Source organism: Saccharopolyspora gregorii (assembly GCF_024734405.1).
GTDB lineage: Bacteria > Actinomycetota > Actinomycetes > Mycobacteriales > Pseudonocardiaceae > Saccharopolyspora_C > Saccharopolyspora_C gregorii.
Map to the genome: position 1 here is coordinate 4,543,770 of NZ_CP059556.1, position 17,257 is coordinate 4,561,026.

13 protein-coding genes are annotated in these 17,257 nt (G+C 72.8%); 5 read left to right on the forward strand and 8 right to left on the reverse strand.

Features of this window, described 5'->3' with window-relative positions:
- Positions 1–47: 47 nt before the first annotated feature.
- The 3 genes from H1226_RS19710 (at position 48) to H1226_RS19720 (ending at position 4,480) form a co-directional block, all read left to right on the forward strand.
- Positions 48–1,745 carry a thiamine pyrophosphate-binding protein gene (locus H1226_RS19710; RefSeq protein ID WP_258342018.1) on the forward strand — a complete coding sequence of 566 codons (1,698 nt, stop codon included), beginning with the start codon at positions 48–50 and terminating at the stop codon, positions 1,743–1,745.
- Positions 1,746–1,851: 106 nt separating this feature from the next.
- Entirely contained in the window at positions 1,852–3,048 is a 1,197-nt protein-coding gene (locus H1226_RS19715; protein WP_258342019.1) for a CaiB/BaiF CoA transferase family protein, read from the forward strand.
- 10 nt (positions 3,049–3,058) lie between these two features.
- Positions 3,059–4,480 (forward strand): xylulokinase, encoded by a 1,422-nt coding sequence (locus H1226_RS19720; RefSeq protein ID WP_258342020.1) that lies wholly within the window; start codon positions 3,059–3,061, stop codon positions 4,478–4,480.
- Positions 4,481–4,494: 14 nt separating this feature from the next.
- Here the strand turns inward: H1226_RS19720 and H1226_RS19725 are convergent, their stop codons facing one another.
- The 7 genes from H1226_RS19725 to H1226_RS19755 form a co-directional block, all read right to left on the reverse strand.
- Positions 4,495–5,592: an acetate/propionate family kinase gene (locus H1226_RS19725; RefSeq protein WP_258342021.1), complete on the reverse strand. Its 1,098-nt coding sequence runs from the start codon at positions 5,590–5,592 to the stop codon at positions 4,495–4,497.
- Positions 5,593–5,594: 2 nt separating this feature from the next.
- The gene (locus H1226_RS19730) at positions 5,595–7,973 is read right to left on the reverse strand and encodes a phosphoketolase family protein (protein ID WP_258342022.1); all 2,379 of its coding nucleotides are present in this window, start codon (positions 7,971–7,973) and stop codon (positions 5,595–5,597) included.
- A 118-nt stretch (positions 7,974–8,091) separates the two neighbouring features.
- The gene (locus H1226_RS19735) at positions 8,092–9,138 is read right to left on the reverse strand and encodes a Gfo/Idh/MocA family oxidoreductase (RefSeq protein WP_258342023.1); all 1,047 of its coding nucleotides are present in this window, start codon (positions 9,136–9,138) and stop codon (positions 8,092–8,094) included.
- Positions 9,139–9,411: 273 nt separating this feature from the next.
- Positions 9,412–10,104 (reverse strand): response regulator, encoded by a 693-nt coding sequence (locus H1226_RS19740; RefSeq protein ID WP_258342024.1) that lies wholly within the window; start codon positions 10,102–10,104, stop codon positions 9,412–9,414.
- 58 nt (positions 10,105–10,162) lie between these two features.
- A complete protein-coding gene (locus H1226_RS19745; protein ID WP_224956274.1) occupies positions 10,163–11,389 on the reverse strand; it encodes a sensor histidine kinase in 1,227 nt (408 codons plus the stop codon).
- 33 nt (positions 11,390–11,422) lie between these two features.
- A complete protein-coding gene (locus tag H1226_RS19750) occupies positions 11,423–12,052 on the reverse strand; it encodes an MBL fold metallo-hydrolase (RefSeq protein WP_224956275.1) in 630 nt (209 codons plus the stop codon).
- Positions 12,052–13,134: an S-(hydroxymethyl)mycothiol dehydrogenase gene (locus H1226_RS19755; protein ID WP_258342025.1), complete on the reverse strand. Its 1,083-nt coding sequence runs from the start codon at positions 13,132–13,134 to the stop codon at positions 12,052–12,054. The genes H1226_RS19750 and H1226_RS19755 overlap by 1 nt, the downstream gene beginning before the upstream one ends.
- A 259-nt stretch (positions 13,135–13,393) precedes the next feature.
- On the opposite strand from H1226_RS19755, the gene H1226_RS19760 reads away from it, so the two are divergent.
- A complete protein-coding gene (locus H1226_RS19760; RefSeq protein ID WP_258342026.1) occupies positions 13,394–14,203 on the forward strand; it encodes an SAM-dependent methyltransferase in 810 nt (269 codons plus the stop codon).
- Positions 14,204–14,284: 81 nt separating this feature from the next.
- Here H1226_RS19760 and H1226_RS19765 read toward each other — a convergent pair whose 3' ends face one another.
- Positions 14,285–15,469, reverse strand: coding sequence for an MFS transporter (locus H1226_RS19765; RefSeq protein ID WP_258342027.1), 1,185 nt, complete (start codon positions 15,467–15,469; stop codon positions 14,285–14,287).
- Between the two features lie 213 nt (positions 15,470–15,682).
- Between H1226_RS19765 and H1226_RS19770 the strand changes: the two genes are divergently transcribed.
- Entirely contained in the window at positions 15,683–17,134 is a 1,452-nt protein-coding gene (locus H1226_RS19770) for an amidase (RefSeq protein ID WP_258342028.1), read from the forward strand.
- Positions 17,135–17,257 lie beyond the last annotated feature (123 nt).

The window sequence follows — 17,257 nt, forward strand, 5'->3', positions numbered from 1 at the left end:
CCGCGCGCCACCGGCGGACCTGCCCAACGCGAAGTGAGGATGCACGGATGTCGGACAAGCCCACCGGCGGTCAGCTCGTCGTGACGATGCTCGAATCGCTCGGGATCACCCACGTCTTCGGCGTGGTCGGCGGCCAGACCCTCGCGATCACCGACGCGCTCATCGACACCCCGTCGATCGAGTTCGTGCACACCCGGCACGAAGGCGCCGCCGCGGTCATGGCCGACGCGCACGGCCGCCGCACCGGGCGGCCCGCGGTCGCCATCGCCACCACCGGCCCGGGTGCCACGAACCTGCTCACCGGGGTCGGCGGGGCGTTCCGCGACTCCAGCCCGGCGATCATCATCACCTGCAACAACAACGGCGAGAACATCCACAAGGACGACGCGCAGAACGCCGACCACGTGCAGATCTTCGCGCCGTTCACCAAGTTCTCCCGGCTCGTCGCGCACGGCTCCTCGATCAAGCAGGCGATGGAGGAGGCCTACGTCAACGCCATGACCGGCAATCCCGGGCCGGTGCACCTCGACTTCGCCCGGGACACCATCGAGCAGGTGCTCGCCGACGCGCCCGAGGTGCCCGCGGTGCACCCGGCGCGTTCCTGGGTCGAGGACCGGCCGGTCGTCTCCCCCGCCCGCATCGCCGAGATCGCCGAACGGGTGCTCGCCGCGGAACGCCCGGTGATCTGGCTCGGCAACGGCGGCAACCGGTCCCGCGGGGGAGCCGAGGTGCTGGCGCTGGCCGAGGCGCTCGGCATCCCCGTCGTCACCACCTTCAACGGGATCGGCGCGGTGCCCACCACGCACCCGCTGGTGTTCGGCGCGCTGTCCCGGATGGGCACCAACCTCAGTTCGCGGGTCGTCGCCGAGTCGGATCTGGTGCTGGCGCTGGGCAACAGCCTCAACGCGGTGTCCACCGGGCGCTGGCGGCTGCGGCTGCCGCAGGTCGTCCAGGTGGACGTGGACCCGGCGATGATCGGGCGCTACTACGCGGAGAGCACCACCGGCGTCGTCGGCGACCTCGCCGCGTTCAGCCGCGACCTGCGCACCGCCACCGCCGACCGCGCCGAGCAGGCGCGCGCCGGCCGCGCCGGCTGGCTCGACGAGCTGCAGGGCGCCGAGCGCGAGTGGTGGGCGCGCTCGGAATCCCGCGCACCGGTCACCGCGGGCACCATCGCGCCCGCCGCCGCGGTCCGCGCGCTGCGCGAGGTCGCGCCCGCCGAAACGGTGCTGATCCCGGACGCGGGCAACCCCGGCGTGTGGTCGTTCCTGTGGGAGATGGACCTGCCGCACCGCTACCTCAAGCCCGTCGGCTTCGGGAACATGGGCTTCGCGCTGCCCGCGGCCATCGCCTGCGCCGCCGCCGACCCGGAATCCCCGGTGCTGGCGCTGATCGGCGACGGTTCGCTGGGCATGAGCCTCGGCGAGCTGGAGACGCTGGCCCGCACCGGCGGCCCGGTCGTGCTGGTCGTCCTCAACGACTCCAGCTACGGCAACATCCGCCAGGAGCAGGAGCTGCACTTCGACGGGCGCACCACCGGCGTCGACTTCGGCGACGTGGACTTCGCCCGGGTCGCGGCCGGGATGGGCGTCGCCGCCGCGCGCGTCACCGAGGTCGACGAGCTCCTGACCACCGCGAAGGACGCGTTCGCCGCGGGCCGCCCGTTCCTGATCGACGTGGTGCTGGACCGGGCCGCCAACGCCTGGACCTACCCCGCGTTCACCCCGCACCGATCGCAGAGCTGAGCCGACCGGACCGCGCGCTCGCTCCGGCGGAACCGCCGCGCGGAGGGCGGCGCACCATGGGAACGCCGGGCGATGCGGCCCGGCGGCACTGAGGAGGAGGGCGACGATGCCATCCGGATCACCCGGCCCGCTCGACGGGCTGAAGGTCCTGGACCTGTCCAGGTTCATCGCGGGACCGATCTGCGCGCAGATCCTGGCGGACTTCGGCGCGGAGGTCGTCAAGGTCGAACGGCCCGGCGGCGAGGACGCGCGCCACCACGAGCCCTACTACGAGGGCGAGAGCGTCTACACGATGCTCTACAACCGCAACAAGCACGGCGCCACCCTCGACACCCGCCACCCCGAGGCGCTCGCCGTGCTCGAAGACCTGGTGCGGTGGGCCGACGTGGTGGTGGAGAACTACCGGCCCGGCACGGTCGAGCGGATGGGCCTGAGCTACGAGCGGATGGTGGAGCTCAAACCGGACGTGATCCTGGTGTCGATCTCCGGCTACGGCCAGACCGGTCCGATGTCGCAGCGGGCGCTGTTCGACGCGATCTCGCAGGCCTCCTCCGGACTGATGTCCATCACCGGGGAGGCCGACGGGAAACCGACGCTGACCGGCACCTACATCGCCGACTACGTCACCGGTTACCAGGCGGCGATCGGCGCGTTCGCCGCGATCGCGCACCGCAAGGCCACCGGGGAGGGCCAGCGGGTCGACGTGGCCTCGCTGGACTCGATGTTCGCGACGCTGGGCACCCGGTTGATCGCGCACCTGATGCTGGACCTGGACATGCCGCGCAGCGGATCGCGGGACCTGCTCACCGCACCGGTCAACGTGTACCCGGCGCTCGACGGCGACATGTACGTGCAGGCCGGCACCAACGGCCTGTTCCCGAAGCTGTGCCGCGCCATCGGCCGGGAGGACCTGCTGGAGGTGCCCGAGTACCGCACCGTCGCGGGCCGGATGGCCGATCAGGAACCGCTGGAGCGGGCCGTCGCCGAGTGGGCGGAGCACCGCAGCTGCGCCGAGATCGGTGCGGTGCTCGGCGACGCGGGCATCCCCTGCGCCAAGGTGGCGACCGTCCCCGAGGTCGCCGCCTCCCCGCAGATCGCCGCCCGCGACATGGTCGTGGACGTCGAACACCCGGAGCTGGGAAGGCTCCGGCTGCCGGGCAACCCGGTGAAGATGGACAAGAGCCCGCCCACCACTCGCAAGGCACCGCCGACGGTCGGCGAGGACAACGACTACGTCTACCGGGAACTGCTCGGCCGCAGCGCCGAGGAGCTGGCGCGGCTGCGGGACGGCGGTGCGGTGTGAGCGAGCGCCGATGAACCGGGGTGCGCGCTGCATCGTCGCCGTCGACGTGGGCACCTCCGCGATCCGCGCGGCCGCGGTCGGCGAGGACGGCGCGATCCGCGGCCGCGCTCGGGTGGAGCGGCCGGCGGGGAGCGGGGAGCGGTTCGACGCGGAGCGCTTGTGCGCCGACGTGGCCTCGGCGCTCGCCGCCCTCCCCCGCTCGCCGGTCTCGGCGCTGGTGGTCTCCGCCCACCTGGGCGTGGTCGCCGTGGACGAGCGGCTGCGGCCGGTGGACGAAGCGGGCGGCTGGTCGGATCCGCGCGGACTCGACGAGCTGCGCGCGGTCGACCCGGAGCTGCGGGACGCGCTGCTGCGGGCGGCGCGGCGCCCGGCGCTCACCGGTGGCGCACTGGCCCGCGCGCTCGCGCTGCGCCGCGATCCGGCGGTGGCCTCCCGGGTGCGCCACCTGCTGAGCCCGAAGGACTTCCTGGTGGCGCGGTTGACCGGCCGGGTCGGCACGGACCCGGTGCACGCCGCGTACACGCTGCTCGCCGACGTGCCGGGCCGGACGTGGAACCTGCCCACGGTGGAGGCGCTGGGCATCGACCCGCGCTGGCTGCCGGAGCAGGTCCGGGCGACCGACGTCCTCGGCGAGGTGCACCGGGAAGCCGCAGAGCGCTGCGCGCTGCCCGCGGGGACCCCGGTGCTGGCAGGCGGGCCGGACGGGTCGATCGGCATCGGCTTGCTGCTCGGGTCGCACGTCGGGGGCATCGCCGACGTCGCGGGCACCACCGATGTCGTGGGGCGGCTGCTCGACGACACCGCGGCTCCGCCGTCGGCGCTGCTCAACCCGGCGCTGCTCGGGGATCGCTGGGTGGCCGGGGGCGCCACCGGCATGACGGGCGGTGCGGTCGCCGGGTGGCGCGAGCTGGTCGGGCCGGTGGCGGACGAGGACGTGGCCGCGGTGCCGCCCGGCGCCGACGGGCTGCGGGTGCTGCCCGCGACCACCGGCAGCCGGTTCCCGCGCTGGCGGCCCGAGGATCGTGGCGCGCTGCTCGGTCAGGAACCGGCGCACTCGGCGGCGCACCTGGTGCGCGCGGCCCAGGAAGGCGCCGCGTTCGCGGTGCGCGAGGGCGTGGACCTGCTCGACCCGCCGGGGTCCGGGCGGCTGCCGGTGCTGCTGGCCGGTGGCCTCACCCGCTCACCGGTGGCGACGCGGCTGCGCGCGGACGTGCTGGGGCGGCCGGTGCTGGTGTGCGCCGAACCGGACGTGACGCTGCTCGGGGCCGCGGCGGTGGGCCTGGTCGGCACGGGCGCGACCGCGAACCTGGACGAAGCGCGGTCGCTGCTGGGCTGCGAGCTGCGGCGGGTCGAGCCCGATCCGGTGCGGGCGCGCCGGTACGAGGAGCTGTTCGCCGGGTGGCTCGCCGACCGGGAGGGCACGCCGAGCTAGCCGGCGCGGCCCGCTCACCCGGTCGGCACCGGCTCGGCGGTGAGGGCCCGCGCGGTCTGCCGGGCGATCTCCAGGTCCTCGCGGGATTCGACGACGACGCTGCGCACCCGGGCACCCGCCTCGCCGATGTCGGCGTCCGCGTCGGCCGCCGCGTTGCGCTCCGGGTCCACCGCCACCCCGAGGAAACCGAGCCGGTCCGCGACCTCGGCGCGCAGCCGCGGCTGGTGCTCCCCCACGCCGCCGGTGAACACCAGCAGGTCCAGCCCGCCCATCGCCGCGACCATGGCGCCCGCGTGCCGCACCAGCGAGTGCACGTACACGTCGTAGGCGAGTTCGGCGTCCTGGTCGCAGTCGGCGCTCGCGGTCAGCACGTCCCGCAGGTCGCCGGACCCTCCGGCGAGCCCGGCCAGCCCGGACCGCTTCCGCAGCGCGTCGCACAGCTCGTCCACGCCGACCTTCCCGCTGGTCAGCAGCCACTCCAGCAGTCCCGGATCGACCGAGCCGCTGCGGGTCGCCATCACCAGCCCCTCGTCCGGGGTGAAGCCCATGGTGGTGTCGACGCAGCGCCCGTCGCGCACCGCCGCCAGCGACGCGCCCGCGCCGAGGTGGCAGCTGAGCACCCGCCCGCCGGTGAGCCCGGCCAGTTCGGCGCCGCGCCGGGACGCGTAGCCGTGGGAGAGGCCGTGGAAGCCGTACCGGCGCAGCCCCCACCGCTCGTTCCACTCCTTCGGCAGCGCGTAGGTGCGGGCCGCCTCCGGCAGCGTGGTGTGGAACGCGGTGTCCACGCACGCCACCGCCGGGGTGCCGGGCGCGCACTCGGCGGCGGCGCGCATCGCGTCGAGGGCGCGCGCCTGGTGCAGCGGCGCGAGCTCGGTGAGCTCGGACAGGTAGCGCAGCAGCGCGTCGTCGAGCACCGCGGGCCCCTGCAGCTTCGGGCCGCCGTGCACCACGCGGTGCCCGATGGCCTGCGCGCCGTGCTCGTGGAAGAAGTCCCGGACCGGGTCCGGCTCGCCCCGCCAGTGCTGCACGTCGTGCCCGGCGACCTGTTCGTCGTCGTGCAGCAGGCGCAGCTTGAGGCTGCTGGATCCGGCGTTGACCGTCAGCACCCGCATGATCAGCTCCACTTCCAGTCGCGGACTTCCGGCAGGTCCTCGCCGTGCGTGGTGACGTACCGCCGGTGTTCGACGAGCTTGCCGAGCAGTTCCTCCCGCGCGTGCGCCGCCCGGTACCCGAGTCCGGGGACGCGGTCGATGACCTCGATGGCGAGGTGGAACCGGTCGATCTCGTTGAGCACGCACATGTCGAACGGGGTCGTGGTGGTGCCCTCCTCCTGGTAGCCGCGCACGTGCAGGTTCGCGTGGTTGTGCCGCCGGTAGGTCAACCGGTGGATCAGCCACGGGTAGCCGTGGTAGTCGAAGATCACCGGCTTGTCGGTGGTGAACAGCGCGTCGAACTCCACATCGGACAGTCCGTGCGGGTGTTCCCGCGCGTCCTGCAACCGCATCAGGTCCACCACGTTGACCACCCGCATCCGCAGCTCGGGGAACCGGCGGCGCAGCAGGTCCACCGCGGCGAGGGTCTCCATCGTCGGCACGTCCCCGGCGCAGGCCAGCACCACGTCCGGTTCGCCGTCGCGGTCGGTGCTCGCCCACTCCCAGATGCCGATCCCCTTGGTGCAGTGCACTTCCGCGTCGTCCACGCCGAGGTACTGCGGGGCGGGTTGCTTGCCGGCGACGACGACGTTGATGTAGTCCCGGCTGCGCAGGCAGTGGTCGGCGACCGACAGCAGCGTGTTGGTGTCCGGGGGCAGGTAGACCCGCACGATCTCGGCCTTCTTGTTCACCACGTGGTCGATGAACCCGGGGTCCTGGTGCGAGAAGCCGTTGTGGTCCTGGCGCCACACGTGCGAGGTGAGCAGGTAGTTCAGCGAGGCGATCGGCTGCCGCCACGCCAGCCCGGTGCTCACCTTCAGCCACTTCGCGTGCTGGTTGAGCATCGAGTCCACCAGGTGCGCGAACGCCTCGTAGGAGGAGAACAGCCCGTGCCTGCCGGTGAGCAGGTAGCCCTCCAGCCAGCCCTGGCAGGTGTGCTCGGACAGCACCTCCATCACCCGCCCGTCCGGGGCGAGCGAGTCGTCGCCCGGGTCGGGCTCCCCCATCCACGCGCGGGAGGTCGCCGCCAGCACGGCGCCGAGCCGGTTCGAGTTGTTCTCGTCCGGGGAGAACAGCCGGAAGTTCGCGGCGAGCCGGTTGCGGGTCAGCACGTCCCGCAGGAACCCGCCGAGCACCTGGGTGGCCTGCCCGCTGGTGGCGCCCGGTTCGGGCACCGGCACGCCGTGCTCGCGGAAGTCCGGCAGCCGCAGCCCGCGCAGCAGCAGCCCGCCGTTGGCGTGCGGGTTGGCGCTCATCCGCCGCGTGCCGCTCGGGTTGAGCCGCCGGATCTCCTCGACCGGCGCGCCGTCGGCGGTGAACAGCTCCTCCGGCCGGTAGCTGCGCAACCAGTCCTCCAGCTGCCGCAGGTGGTCCGGGTCGCCGCGCGGGTCGGAGAGCGGGATCTGGTGCGCCCGCCAGGTGCCTTCGACCTGCTGCCCGTCCACCACGTCGGGCCCGGTCCAGCCCTTCGGGGTGCGCAGCACGATCATCGGCCAGCGCGGGCGCTCCACCACGCCCTCGTGCCGGGCGCGGTAGCGGATGCGGTCGATCTCGTCGAGGCAGCCGTCGAGGGCCGCGGCGAAGGACCGGTGCATCACCGCCGGGTCGGACCCGGACACCACGCGCGGTTCGTAGCCGTAGCCGCGCAGCAGCTCCAGCAGCTCGTGCTCGGGGATGCGGGCCAGCACCGCCGGGTTCGCGATCTTGTAGCCGTTGAGGTGCAGCAGCGGCAGCACCGCGCCGTCCTGCGCCGGGTCGAGGAACTTGTTGGAGTGCCAACCGGCCGCGAGCGGCCCCGTCTCCGCCTCCCCGTCGCCGACCACGCAGGCCACCGTCAGGTCCGGGTTGTCGAAGGCGGCGCCGTAGGCGTGCGCCAGCGAGTAGCCGAGCTCGCCGCCCTCGTTGATCGACCCGGGCGTCTCCGGTGCGGCGTGGCTGGGAATGCCGCCGGGGAAGGAGAACTGGGTGACCAGCCGCTGCAACCCCGGCACGTCCTGCGCGACGTCCGGGTAGATCTCGCCGTAGGTGCCTTCCAGCCAGGTCGCGGCGACCACGCCCGGCCCGCCGTGCCCCGGACCCGTCACGTAGATCATGTCCAGGTCGCGGCGGCGGATGGCGCGGTTGAGGTGCGCGTACAGGAAGGTCAGTCCGGGCGTGGTGCCCCAGTGGCCGAGCAGTCGCGGCTTGACGTGCTCGGGTCGCAGCGGTTCCCGCAGCAGCGGGTTGCCCATCAGGTAGATCTGCGCCGCGGACAGGTAGTTCGCGGCCCGCCACCACTGGTCGACGCGCTGCAGTTCGCGCGCGTCGAGATCGGCGGGTGCGTCGGCGGTGCGGGTGGCCATCCGGAACCTCCGGGGAACGCCGTGCGGGATCGCTTCACCCCGCAGCGTTCCCAGCCCGCCGCCACCGCAATCCCCGCTCCCGCCGGAGATCGATCAGGACGGTCGGGCCGCGGCCCGGTCAGAGGTGCACGACTCGGCCTTCGGCGGCGGAGCGGCGGGCCGCTTCGATGATCTCCAGCCCGGTGATGGCGTCGGCCGGGTCCACCGGCGGTGCCGAACCGTCGCGCAGCGCGGTGCCCAGCAGGTCGTAGAACTCCGGGTAGGCGCCGGGCGCGGTCGGCACCCGCCGCGACTCCTCGACGGTGCCGAGCTCGCCCCACAGCGACTCGGCTTCCACGCCCCAGTCCGCGCCGGGCAGCGCCCCGGCCTTCAGCGCCGCCTCCTGCGGGTCGAGCCCGTACTTCGTGTAGCCGGCGCGGTCACCGAGCACCCGCAGCCGCGGGCCGTGCTGGGCGCTGAACTTGCCGACCCACAGGTGCGAGCGGACGCCGCCGGTGTGGGTCAGCGCGAGGAAGGTGTCGTCGTCCACCGCGCTGCCGGGGCGGCGCGCGTCCACTTCGGCGTAGACGCTCGCGACCGGGCCGAACAGGGCGAGCGCCTGGTCGATGAGGTGGCTGCCCAGGTCGTAGAGCACGCCGCCCGCCTCCTCGGGCCCGCCGGATTCGCGCCAGCCGGTCTTCGGCGTCGGCACCCAGCGTTCGAACCGGGACTCGAAGCGGTGCACCGCGCCGAGTTCCCCGGCGTCGATCAGCCCGGCGAGGGTGCGGAAGTCGTTGTCCCACCGGCGGTTCTGGAACACGGTCAGCAGCAGGTCGCGGCGCCGGGCCTCGGCCACGAGCTCCCGCGCCGCCGCCGCGGTGGGTGCGAACGGCTTGTCCACCACCACGGGCAGCCCGGCGCGCAGCACCTCGGTGGTGTGCTCGACGTGCAGCCGGTTCGGGCTGGCCACCACCACGAGGTCGAGCCCACCGCGGTCGAGCAGCGCGGGCACGTCGTCGACGACGGCGGTGCCGGGGTGCGCGGCGTCGAGCGCGGCGCGCCGCTGCGGGTTCCGGGTGACCACAGCGGACAGTTCGAGCCCCGGGTTCGCCGCGATCAGCGGTGCGTGGAACACCGCCCCGGCGATGCCGTACCCGACCAACCCCACCCGCAGCGCAGCACTCATCCCCCCATTACACCGCGCGCCAGCGGTGACGCGGCGCCCGGCCTCACCCCACCAGCGAACCGCCCGGCAAGTCCTACCGCCTTCCTGTCAGCGGCGAAGCCGATGAGCTGACGACCACGCACGCAACGGGACCACCCGCGGGTTCTCAGCTGTTCCCTCGCGAGGACAGCTTTTTCGTATGTGGCGGAGCCACATGCGAAAAAGATCCCGCAGCGAGGGAACAGCTGAGGTTCCGCCACCCGCCCCACAACGCAGCAGAAGAGCCGAAAAGTCCTAAACCGAGGCCTCGGGACCGTTCACCTGGCCCGGCGAGACGAGCCCCGTCTCGTAGGCGGTGATCACCAGCTGGGTCCGCGAGCTCAGGTGCAGCTTCTGCATCACGTGGTACAGGTGCGATTTCACCGTCAGCTCGGCCAGCCCGAGGTTCCGCGCGATGTCGGCGTTCGAGCCGCCGCGCGCCACCTCCAGCAGCACGTCCAGCTCGCGGTTGGTGAGCCCGCTGAGCTCGGTGGAGGCGTCCCGGACGCCGAGCGAGGCGAACCTGGTCAGCAGCCGCCGCGTCACGCGCGGCGCCAGCAGCGCCTCCCCGGCGGCGACGGTGTGCACCGCGCGCACCAGCTCCTCCGGCGGGGCGTCCTTGAGCAGGAACCCGCTGGCCCCGGCGCGCAGCGCCGCGTACACGTACTCGTCGAGGTCGTGCACGGTGAGCATGATGACCGAGGTCCCGCCCTCGGTGGCGGTCATGATCTCGCGGGCCGCGCTGATGCCGTCCATCCCGGGCATCCGCACGTCCATCAGCACCACGTCGGGGCGCCGCCTGCGCACGGAGGCCACCGCGGCGGCACCGTCCTCGGCTTCGGCGAGAACTCGCAGGTCGGGCTCGGCGGACAGCAGCGCCACCAGTCCCGCGCGGATCATCGCCTGGTCGTCGGCGACGAGCACCGTCGTCTCCGCGGGGTGCTCCACCACGGACCTCCTCGGTTCGGGCCGCCGCGCACCGGCCGGAACCGGCTTCAAATACGGGTCAGGCAAGGTCCGAATTTTCCGGGCACGGTAGCACGGCCGCCAAGTGGAACCCGTTCGAAACCGGGTGCGCGGTGAACGTCCCGCCCAGCAGCGCGACGCGTTCCCGCAGGCCGATGAGCCCGCGGCCCGATCCACCGCCGCGCACCGGGGACAGTCCGGGCACCTTCTCGGCGAGTCCGCGCGCGAAGCTGTCCGGCCCGGTGGCGTGGTTGGTGACCTCCAGGCGCAGCGCGCCGCTGCCGTAGTCCAGCAGGACCCGGGCGTAGCCGCTGCCCGCGTGCTTGAGCACGTTCGTCACGGCTTCCTGCACGATGCGGTAGGCCGCCATCTCCACGCCGGGCCCGAGTTCGCGCACCTCGCCGCGGCGGTCCAGCCGCCACACGACACCGGTGCCGCGCACCGATTCCACCAGGTGGTCCACCCGGTGCAGGCCGGGTGCGGGATGCCGACCGGGATCGTCGCCGGAAGCGGCGCCCTGCTCCGCGGGTTCTTCGCGCAACCTGCCGAGCAGGCCGCGGAGTTCGCCGAGCGCGGCCCGCGAGGTGTGCTCCAGTTCGCGCAGCGTCTGCTCCGCGTGCCCCGGGTCCCGGTCCACGAGCGCCCGGGCGACGCCGGCGCGCAGCGCCACCACGGACAGGTTGTGCGAGACGATGTCGTGGAACTCGCGGGCGATGCGGGCCCGCTCCCCCGCGACCGCCTCGGCCGCGAGCTGGTCCCGAGCCTGGTCGAGCAGTTCCACGGTGTGCTCCAGCTGGGCGGCCCGCTGCCTGCCGAAGCGGACGGCGTAGGCGAGCCCGACGACCATGAACAGGTCGATGGACGCCATCACGGTGCTCACGAACGCGGACAACGGCGGGTCGTACCACGAGTACAGCACCGGCCAGAGCATCGCGAGCACGGTGGCCGTCACGGCCCCCACGGTCCCACTCCGCTGGCAGACCGAGTACACGCCCACCAGGATCGTGAAGTTCAGCGGGTTCTCCGGCACTCCCACCAGGGTCAACGTGGTCGCCGCGGCCAAGCCCGCCAGCAGCGACACCCACGGCCACCTGCGCCGCACCAGCAGCAGCGCGAAGGCGGGCACGGTGACCAGCATCATCGACCACCAGGGCCGCCCGGGCGGCCCTGGTGATTCGAGATGCAGGATCAGGGCGTGCATGACGGTGAACAGCACGACCATGGCGAGGTCGAGCAGGAACGCTCGTTTCACCAACGCATTCGGCACGCCCCGCAGTATGCGCACACCGAGTGCCCGAAATCAGTAGCCGCGGGCGACCCATTCATCGAACTGGGGCAAAACCTCGGCAATCGTCGTGCTCTCTCCGTGACCGGGGTGCACGGTGGTCACCTCGGGCAGCGTGAGCAACCGGTCCCGGATGGACTCGACGAGCACGCCGAAGTCCGAGTAGGACCGTCCGGTGGCGCCGGGTCCGCCCGCGAACAGGGTGTCGCCGGTGAACACGGTGCCCAGGTCCGCCGAGTACAGGCACACCGAGCCAGGCGCGTGCCCCGGGGTGTGCAGCACCTGCAGCCCGGTGCCCGCGACGCCGATGACCTGCCGGTCGGCGAGGGTGCGCTCGGGTTCCCGGTCCGGGTGGGTGAGCTGCCACAGCACCTGGTCGTCGGGGTGCAGGAAGATCGGGGCGCCGACCTCCGCCGCGAGCTCGGGTGCCTTGCGCACGTGGTCGTCGTGGGCGTGGGTGGCGAGGATCGCCAGCACGGTGCGCCCGTCGATCAGCTTCTTGATCGCGTCGACGTCGTGCGGGACGTCGATGACGACGCACTCCTGGTCGTCGCCGACGACCCACGCGTTGTTGTCCACCTGGTGGGTCTCGCCGTCGAGCGAGAAGGTGCCCGACGTCGTGGTGTGGTCGATGCGGGCGCTCATCAGAACACCACCACCGAACGGAGGACCTCTCCGTCGTGCATCTTGGTGAAGGCGGACTCGACCTGGTCCAACGAGATCTCCTCGGTCACGAACTTCTCCAACGGCAACCTGCCCTGCAAATACATCTCCACCAGCATGGGGAAATCCCGGCTCGGCAAGCAATCCCCGTACCAGGACGACTTCAACGCACCACCCCGCCCGAACACCTCCAGCAACGGCAACTCCAGCTTCATCTCCGGAGTCGGCACCCCCACCAGCACCACCGTCCCGGCCAGATCCCGCGCGTAGAACGCCTGCTCATACGTCGCGGGCACCCCCACCGCGTCGATCACCAGATCCGCCCCGAACCCATCGGTGAGCTCCCGGACCGCCGCCACCGTGTCCACCTCGGCCGCGTTCACCGTGTGCGTGGCACCGAACTCCTCCGCCCACGCCAACTTCGCCGGATCCTTGTCCACCGCGATGATCCGCCGCGCACCCGCGAAACTCGCCCCCGCGATCGCACCATCACCCACACCGCCGCAGCCGATCACCGCGACCGAATCACCCGGACCCGCACCACCGGTGTTCACCGCCGCACCGATCCCCGCCATCACACCGCACCCCAGCAACCCCGCCACCGCAGGCCGCGCCGCCGGATCCACCTTCGTGCACTGACCCGCATGCACCAACGTCTTCTCCGCGAACGCACCGATCCCCAACGCCGGCGACAACGCAGTCCCATCCAGCAACGTCATCGGCTGCGCCGCGTTGTGCGTGTCGAAGCAGTACTGCGGACGACCCCGCCTACACGCCCGACACACCCCGCACACCGCACGCCAGTTCAACACCACGAAATCACCGGGTTCGAGATCCACCACCCCGGCCCCCACCGACTCCACCACACCGGCCGCCTCGTGCCCCAGCAAGAACGGGAACTCGTCATTGATCCCGCCCTCCCGATAATGCAGATCCGTGTGGCACACCCCGCACGCCTGCACCCGCACCACCGCCTCACCCGGACCGGGGTCGGGGACGATGATGTCGACGACCTCGACCGGTGCTCCCTTGCCGGTCGCCACGACGGCGCGAACCTCGGACACGTACACCTCCAGGAGTGGGTTTCCGCCGCCCGAACAGCCGCAGTCGCGCGGCCGCGGGCGCTCTTAAGAACAGGGCCGGACATGCGCATACCGGCATCTCCGGACGATCACGACCATACCCCCCGATCGGCCGTAGCCACCGGGTGCTCGACTGCGGTTCCGTCTGTGAGGGCCCCGCTCGGACCCGCCCCGCTTCGACACGGTGTGTGAACCAACGACTACTGTAAGGTGTCGCCGACGGAGGAACGAGGAGCACATCATGGTCGACGCGCAACGCCTGTTGTCCAGGGAGATGGACATCGACCGGCCTTGCGCGGCGAGGATCTACGACGCGTTCCTCGGCGGTGGCCACAACTTCGGCGTGGAACGCGAATTCGCCGAGCGGCTGCAGAGCGCGATGCCCGGCGTCGCCGGGGTGTTCCGGGACAACCGGGCGTTCCTGCGGCGCACCGTGGAGCACCTGCTGGCGCGCGGCGTGCGGCAGTTCCTGGAGCTCGGCTCCGGGATACCGACCATCGGGCACGTGCACGAGGTCGCCGCCCGCCGCACCCGCCGGTTCAGCGTGCTGTACGTGGACAACGAGCCGCTCACCGTCGCGCACAGCAGGCCGCTGCTCGACGCCGAACCGCGCGCCGCGATCATCCACGCCGACATCCGCGAACCCGACGCGGTCCTCGGCTCCCGCGACGTCGCGAACCTCATCGACTTCTCCGAGCCGGTCGCGCTGGTGATGTCGGCGGTGCTGCACTTCGTGCCGGACGACGACGATCCGATGCGGCTGGTGCGCGCCTACCAGGACGCGGTGGTGCCCGGCAGCGCGCTCGTGCTCTCCCACCTGTGCGCCAGCGAGGAGCCGGAGCCGATGAACCTGCTGGCGGCGTTCTACGAGGAGACCGCGGACCCGGTGGTGGCGCGCCCCGCCGAGTGGATCACCGAGTGCTTCGGCGCGTTCGCACGGCAGCCGCCCGGCACCTGCTACATCGGCGACTGGCGGCCGGAACCGGACCAGCCGCCGCACCGCCACCCCCGCTACCGCATCCTCCACGGCGGCCTCGCCCGCAAACCCTGATCGAACAAGCACCCCCGGCCCCAAGGCGACGCCTCCGGGCGAGTGGGGCCTCGGCCCACGTCCGTCGGGCGGGTGGGCCGTTCACCTGGATGCGGGGCGGACGAAGAGGAGCAGGATTCCGGCGATGATCGCGGCCGCCCCCGCGGCGAGCCACGCCGCGGCGAGACCGGCGTGTTCGCCGAGGAACCCGAACAGCAGCGGTCCCGCGCTGCCGCCGAAGTAGATGCCGGTCTGGGTGAACGAAGTCGCGCTCGCCACCCGATCCGGAGCGATCTTGGCGACGGAGAAGTTCAGCAGCCCCGGCCACGCCCAGCCCGCGCCGAACCCGATGGACACGCCGATCAGGAACAACGTCGTCGACCCCGCCGCCATCAGCGCGTACCCGAGCGAGCCGACGACCAGCATGATCGTGATCACCCGCAGCAGGTTCACCTCCCAGCGGTCGGCGACCACCCCGGCCAGCAGCCGGATCGTCAGCCCGGCCGCCGACGCCAGCGACAGCACCAGTCCCGCGGCCGACGGGCTGAACCCGACGTCCACGGCGGTGGTGGTCACGAACGCGCCCTGCGCGTTGGCGGCGGCCGAACCGAGCCCTCCGGCGATGGCGATCAGCAGCAGCGCCACGAACCGGGATTCCCCGCCCGATCCGGCCGCCGCGGGACGGGTGGAGCGCTCCGCCTGCGGCAGCGAGGGCACGAACGCCGCGGCCAGCAGCCCGGCGATCCCGGCGAACACGAACACCCAGCGCCAGCCGATGGTCAGCGCGATCGCGGGCACCGCCGCCCCGGCGAGCAGCGTGGCGAGCGGGATCGAGGACTGCTTCACGCCGAACCCCGTGCCGCGCCGGTGCGCGGGCACGCCCTGGGTGATCAGCAGGTTCGCCGCGGGCTGCGCCAGCGAGTTCGGCAGCCCGGACAGGCACAGCAGCACCAGGAGCCAGCCCGCGTCGCGCACCGTGGCGATGCCCAGCAGGCACACCGCACTGCCCGCGGCGCCCAGGCGCATGCCCAGCCGGGAGCCGATGCGCTCCACCACCCAGCCCATGAAGCGGGAGGCGAGGGCCGCGACGGCGAAGAACGCGGCGGCCGAACCGCCCAGCAGCGCGGCGCCGAATCCGAGTTCCCGCTGCAGCTGGACGCCGAGCCCGCCGACGAGGAACACCGGGAACACGCCGACGGTGACGACCGCCGCGACCGAGCTGAGCACCCGGACGGGCCCGACCTGGCGTACCTGCGGGGGACCGCCACCGACCACCGCTGCCGCCATCGGTCCTCCTCCGTTCGTCGGCCGCCACCGGCGGGCAAGCCCGCCACCAGCGTGTGAACCGCGGAACCGTTTAGCAACGCTAACGTGACGCATCCCTCCGGAGCGCCACGCGAATGCGCTCGTCCGCCGTCTTGACGTCGCGCCCGCCACCCGCCACGGTCGATCAGGTGGCCATCGACGGCCACGTGTGGACGCGGACTGGAGGCGGGCCGGGTGGGCGCCGAGTTGAGCGGGATCCCGTCGGCGAACGTGCCCGAGCCCGTGCGGCTCGACGCGGTCGAGCTGTCCTGGTCGATCCGGCAGCGCGAGCTGAGCTGCGTGCAGGTCGCCGAAGCGTTCCTCACCCAGATCGACCGGTTCAACCCGCTGGTCAACGCCATCGTCTCCCGCGCCGACGAGGAGGACGTGCTCGCGCAGGCCCGCGCCCGGGACGCCGAGCTGGACCGCGGCGAGTGCGCCGGGTGGATGCACGGGTTCCCGATCGCGGTGAAGGACCTCAGCGACGCGGCCGGTTTCCCCACCACGCAGGGCTTCCAGCGGCAGGAACCCGCCACGGCGGACGCGCTGTTCGTGCGCCGGATGAAGGAGGCCGGCGCGATCGTCGTGGGCAAGACGAACGTCCCCGAGTTCGGGCTCGGCTCGCACACCTTCAACTCGCTGTTCGGCACCACCACCAACCCGTACGACCTGTCCCGCACCGCCGGGGGCAGCAGCGGCGGCGCCGCGGCGGCGCTGGCGATGCGGATGCTGCCGGTCGCCGACGGCAGCGACTTCATGGGTTCGCTGCGGACGCCCGCCGCGTTCTGCAACGTGCTGTCGCTGCGGCCCGGGTTCGGCCGGGTGCCCACGCCCGGGTTCCTCGGCGAACCGTCCGTGGTGGGGCCGATGGCGCGCACCATCCGGGACCTGGCGATGCTGCTGTCCACGATGGCCGGTCCGGACGAGCGGGCGCCGTTGAGCCTGCCGCAGGACCCGGCGCTGTTCACCGGATCGCCGCGCCGCGACGTCGCGGGCCTGCGCATCGGCTGGATGGGCGACTTCGACGGCTACCTGCCGACGGAGCCGGGCGTGCTGGAGCTGTGCGCGGACGCGGCACGGCTGTTCGAGCGGCTGGGCTGCGTGGTGGAACCGGCGCCGCGGCTGCCCGTCGAGCAGGCGTGGGAGACGTTCCTGCTGTGGCGGCGGTGGATGCTCGGCGAGTCGCTGCACGAGGTGCACCGCTCCCCCACCGCCCGCGCCCGGATGAAACCCGAGGCGCAGTACGAGGTGGACGGCTACCTGGAGCTGGGGGTGCGCGACATCGCGGCGGCGCGCGCCGGCCGGGACGCGTGGCGCGAGTCCGTGTCGGACCTGTTCGACCGCTTCGACTTCCTGCTCGCGCCCAGCACCCAGGTGTTCCCGTTCGACGCGGACCTGCGCTGGCCCGCGGAGATCGACGGCACCGCGATGGACACCTACCACCGGTGGATGGAGGTGTCGGCGCCGTGGACCTTGTCCGGGCATCCGGTGCTGAACCTGCCCGCCGGGTTCAACGACGCGGGACTGCCGACCGGGGTGCAGCTGATCGGTCCCGGGCACGGCGAGTGGCCGCTGCTGCAGCTCGGTCACGCCTACGAGCAGGCGAGCGACTGGACGCACACCGTGCTCCCGCCGCCGTTGACCTGACGGGCTGCCCCCTCCACTGCTGCCGCGCGGCACCGCTGCTCCGGTGTTCCGCTCGCATTGCTCCGATCTTCCGCGATTTCCGGGTGGTGCGGGGGAATTCTCGGGTCCGGGATGGCGCCGGGC

Coding starts and splice junctions, on each gene's coding strand:
- H1226_RS19710 (WP_258342018.1), top strand. CDS start 48: ATGTCGGACAAGCCCACCGGCGGTCAGCTCGTCGTGACGATGCTCGAA.
- H1226_RS19715 (WP_258342019.1), top strand. CDS start 1,852: ATGCCATCCGGATCACCCGGCCCGCTCGACGGGCTGAAGGTCCTGGAC.
- H1226_RS19720 (WP_258342020.1), top strand. CDS start 3,059: ATGAACCGGGGTGCGCGCTGCATCGTCGCCGTCGACGTGGGCACCTCC.
- H1226_RS19725 (WP_258342021.1), bottom strand. CDS start 5,592: ATGCGGGTGCTGACGGTCAACGCCGGATCCAGCAGCCTCAAGCTGCGC.
- H1226_RS19730 (WP_258342022.1), bottom strand. CDS start 7,973: ATGGCCACCCGCACCGCCGACGCACCCGCCGATCTCGACGCGCGCGAA.
- H1226_RS19735 (WP_258342023.1), bottom strand. CDS start 9,138: ATGAGTGCTGCGCTGCGGGTGGGGTTGGTCGGGTACGGCATCGCCGGG.
- H1226_RS19750 (WP_224956275.1), bottom strand. CDS start 12,052: ATGAGCGCCCGCATCGACCACACCACGACGTCGGGCACCTTCTCGCTC.
- H1226_RS19760 (WP_258342026.1), top strand. CDS start 13,394: ATGGTCGACGCGCAACGCCTGTTGTCCAGGGAGATGGACATCGACCGG.
- H1226_RS19765 (WP_258342027.1), bottom strand. CDS start 15,469: ATGGCGGCAGCGGTGGTCGGTGGCGGTCCCCCGCAGGTACGCCAGGTC.